Origin of the sequence: Phreatobacter oligotrophus (assembly GCF_003046185.1) — a bacterium.
Lineage (GTDB): Bacteria > Pseudomonadota > Alphaproteobacteria > Rhizobiales > Phreatobacteraceae > Phreatobacter > Phreatobacter oligotrophus.
In genome coordinates this window covers 1-3,234 of the sequence record NZ_PZZL01000048.1, presented here as the reverse complement: position 1 = coordinate 3,234, position 3,234 = coordinate 1, and the positions used below count along the sequence as shown (strand labels likewise).

General features: G+C 63.4%; 2 protein-coding genes. Both read left to right on the top strand.

The window, feature by feature from the left end:
• On the top strand, positions 1-831 hold an 831-nt coding region (locus C8P69_RS24030), incomplete at its 5' end, for a hypothetical protein (RefSeq protein ID WP_108179796.1).
• Between the two features lie 106 nt (positions 832-937).
• The gene (locus tag C8P69_RS23215; RefSeq protein WP_108179795.1) at positions 938-3,175 is read left to right on the top strand and encodes a Mu transposase C-terminal domain-containing protein; all 2,238 of its coding nucleotides are present in this window, start codon (positions 938-940) and stop codon (positions 3,173-3,175) included.
• Positions 3,176-3,234 lie beyond the last annotated feature (59 nt).

Genomic DNA, 3,234 nt, shown 5'->3' with positions numbered 1-3,234 from the left:
GAAGAGGCCCTTCTCCGCGCGGAACAAATCTATGTCGATCAGGCTCCTGCAGCCGTCGCGATGGAGATCTCCAAAGCGAAGGTAGCGGATGGCTTCGTTGCAATTGTCGAACCCGCCGGGCCAGTGCCCCTTCAGGCGACGGACGATGAGGACGAGACCCCGTTCTCGCTGATCGGGGACAGCGTCGCATCCCGTAAGATCGTCACCGGATCGCGCGGCGCCTTCTCTGTCAACGTCTACAACGTCGGTTCACGGCAGATCGGCTGCGAGAGCTACACAGAGTACGTGGCTCTTCGGACGATCCTGACGCTGCGAAACGACGTCATCAGCGTCGAAGAACAGATCCCGCCGTTCACCTACACCGATGAGCGGGGCAAGACGCGCCAGAGCTATCTCGACTTTCGTGTCACGTTGGCGAGTGGAGAGCGTATCGGCATCGCCGTGAAACCCGAGGCTGTCGCCCGTCGCCGCGGGTTTCGTCAGACCCTGCGTCTGATCGCCAAGGCGATGCCGAAATCGGTCGCCGACCGCATTGATCTGATCACCGACAAGATGATCCCGCCAGAGCTCCGGTCGTTCGTGGCCGCTGTGGAAAGCGCCCGTGCCGACCAGCAGCATCGGCCTGCGCAGACGGCAGCCGACGATGCCGCGGCGGCCAAAGTCATCGCGACCATGGCCGGAGCCTGGACACTCGGTCACCTGCAGCGGGCCATCGGTCTGCCTGATGGTCGAGGCTTCCGCGCCGTTGTGAGGGCCATCGCCAGCGGCATGCTGAGCATGCCCGATGGCTTCCGTCTCGCGGACGACGAATACGTCCGCCGCAACACCTGAGGCGGCCGGCAACACGGCCGCCATCACACCCATCCCACCTACCACCTGAACTGCGGCCCGCACCGGGCCGACGACACTGCTTTATCCAGAAAGAAGGAAATATCTTATGTCTACCAATGTCTTGAAGCGCCTCGACGTCGTCGTTCGCCGTCTTGGCCCCCATGACCGGATCACCATCAAGGGGGTGATCTATACCCGAGCCGAGGAGGTCGTCGGCGGCTACGCCCTGACCCGGACCGACGATCGTGAGATCGAGGTGTTCACCCACGAGCAGATCCACCGCTTCCATCTCGAAGACAACATGGTGGTGGACTCGGAATATTTCCGGTTCCGCCACACCTACACAGGCGACGCTCGCTACGTCGACGTCACCAGCGTGGACGTTTTGCATCCGACCAAGCGTGCCGGCGTCCTGCGCAAGTTGCGCGTTGTCGGCGAAATCGAGCGGCGTGTCGCGGCGGGCGAAAAGATCCTGACGGAAGCTGCGTTGCAGCCGATTCTCGACGCAATGTTTGAGGAGGGCAGCGTCTTCCGCAAGGAACTCGAGGCTCTCGCAAAGTCGCGCATTCTGCCCGGCTCCGCGGCCCTTGCCCGGACGAGTAATGCGGATCTTGCCCGTCAGGGCGAGACGACGGACAAGTTCCTCGTGGCGCCTTCTGCGCGGGCGGCTCTTGAATGGCACCGCAAGTTCCGCGCTTCAGGCAGGAATGTGCTCGTCCTGGCCGGCAACTACGAGTGCGTCGGCGCCAAGCGGATGGTGCTTCACCCCGACACGCAGCGCCACGTGGATCGTGCTCTTCAGGTGCGCGAGTTCTCGGGGCCGCTCATGGTCCGGTACGACGCCATGGTTGTCGGCATCAACGTAGAGAACAAGCAGATCGAGAAGGAGAACGAGGCGCGTCGGAAGGCCGGCGAAGACCTCAAGCCCCTCATCGCGACGCCGTCGCGTTATGTTTTCAAGCGCGAAGCGCGCAAGCTCTCTGCGTTCCAGAACGCCATCTGCACGCACGGCGTGACCAATGCCGTCCGCCGGTTCACCTCGCTTGGCAGCGGTCTCGATATTCGGGGGATCGGTGAGCGGGTCGAGATGGACGGGTGGGAATGCAATCTCAAGGTCATTCTCGAGCACGCGGGCCTGTTCGATGCCCTCAGCCCCAAGGCTCGGGGCGAGGCCGCCCGCATCAAAGTCTGGGCGGTCTATGCCATCGATTGCGCGTCCCGTGTCATCCTTGGAGTTGCCTTCTCGATCCGCTCGCACGCCGACGCGGTGCTCAATGCCCGATCGCAGATCGGTATCGACAAGACCCACATTGCTCGTGCCGCCGGCTGCCAGAGTTCCTGGCATCAGCTGACCGGTGTGCAATGTCTCGTTGCCGACAACGGCAAGGAGTTCACGGCTGCAACCGTCCTGGCCGCCGAAGCGGCCCTCGCCGAAGGCGCCAAGGTCTCCACTCCGGCAGCGATGCCTCAGGTTAAGGGCACGTGCGAAAGCTTCTTCAAGCGCAATGTGATGAAGTTCCAGGGCCTGCCGGGCTGGACCGAAATGCGCCAGCGCCTGAACAAGGACTTCAAGCCGGAGGAGCATGCCCAGCTCGTGCTGGCCGAACTCGTTCGCTTCATGATCCGCGACATCGTGGATGTCTATCATAACACGCCCCACCGGGGGCTTGGCGGTTCTTCTCCGGCCCTTGCCTGGGAGGCTCTCTACGAAAAGCGCAATGTCCATCCGCCTGCGAGCCCATCTCGTCGGCGCGTGGCCTTTGGCACCCGCATCGAACGCGTCATCGGCCGCCATGGCATTACCGTGCTCGGCAACGACTATCAGTCGGAGGCGATCCAGAAGCTCTTCCAGGCCCGGGGCAATATCACCGTCCAGGTGGCTGTGGATCGCTGGGACCTCGGCGCCATCAGCGTCTGCATCAACAACGAGTTTTGCGTCGCCCGGCCGCGCCGCAACCTCAACCTGCGGGGCGTGAGTGTGGAGGCGCTCCTCGAGGCACGCCGTGTCCTTCGGGCCAAGTACGCGGCCGAGGTCAAGCTCACGGAGCACATCGTCAACGATGCGCTTGCTCACGCGCAGGCTCTGTTCGCCCAGACCGCCTACCGTGCCACCGTGGTTCTTCGTCCCCTCACCGACGTCCAGCTGGATGCCATGGAGCGGGGTCTCGGAATGTCCCTTGCCATTGAAGGCGATGACACGGTCCCCGCCGAAGCGCTGCATCGCACGTTCCTCATCGCGGCCGAGTCGTTCCCTGCCGGCGAACTGAACGGCCAGGAAACTCCCGATGCCGCGCCTGCGACTGTGCGCGGGCCGACGAAGACCTCCCGGTTCGTCAAGGAGTGATGGCGATGATTGACACGTCCCGTATTGCCGAGATCATCCAGCAGATGGCGTCCCTTCGC

What these genes read in the sequence shown, in the direction of transcription:
- C8P69_RS23215 (WP_108179795.1), top strand. Translation starts at nt 938, where the DNA reads ATGTCTACCAATGTCTTGAAGCGCCTCGACGTCGTCGTTCGCCGTCTT.